The sequence below is a fragment of the Planktothrix paucivesiculata PCC 9631 genome (genome assembly GCF_900009265.2).
In the GTDB taxonomy this organism is placed as follows: Bacteria; Cyanobacteriota; Cyanobacteriia; order Cyanobacteriales; family Microcoleaceae; genus Planktothrix; species Planktothrix paucivesiculata.
This window is the reverse complement of record NZ_LR735072.1, coordinates 1-821: the sequence shown is the minus strand read 5'-3', so window position 1 is coordinate 821 and position 821 is coordinate 1. Positions and strand designations below refer to the sequence as shown.

General features: G+C 36.1%; 1 pseudogene. It reads left to right on the top strand.

The annotated features are described in order from the left end of the window. Window positions 1-36: 36 nt before the first annotated feature. Window positions 37-821, top strand: a pseudogene (locus tag PL9631_RS26425) (hypothetical protein); the annotation flags it as partial.

Sequence of the window (821 nt, the reverse complement as noted above, 5' to 3'; positions counted from 1 at the left end):
TTTTCAACCGCGCCACCAGTAGTTCTCCGTAATACAATGTTAGCGGCTTTATACCCTGACAAAAAGTTTATTATTGGTGAAATTCCCAAAACATCAACTAACGCAAGTTTATTAGACCCTTTTAAAGTTCCTGGGGTTTCTGACCCCTACTTTTTAGATTTAGCATCAAATAGTCGAACCCATGGGAGGTTTTTATTTACTCCTAAAAGAACAATTGGTAGAGATTATTTTCCTAGCAAAGATGATTGGAAACGAATAATTTATGGAAGTATTCTGCATACCGGATGCAATAGATTATTTTATAGAGAAATAAAATATATTGTTGTTGATGATGAACGACGGAATCCAAAAGATAGTAGTCCTCAAGATGATGGAGTAAATGGAGTCCATTGGGATACAGGAGATTGTCATGCTAAATTATCAAAATCCCTTCTAACCCTATTAGAAAGTTGGGAAACAATTGGCAATGAAGATAACCCGACAACAATTCAAATCCGAGCCGCCATCTTTAAAGAATGGACAATAAAAGGAACAGCAAGTCATTCATATAAGTTTGAGAATGATAATAGATTCAAAGGTTATGATTTAGTTATTCCCCTATCTTGTTTTAAAGGTAATAAACCCGCACCTGGGAATTATACTGGTAAAGTTCTAATCGGTGTTGTGCATGAAGCCGAGGAACGCCGTGCTAAACCCGGTTGGATGTTGTGGCAATGGTTTAGTTTTGAAACCCTTGAAGAAGATGGAATAATTAGTAAACTCCATGAGAAATGTCAGAAATTAAGCACTGCCCTTGATGATATTTATAAATTAGCTGATGT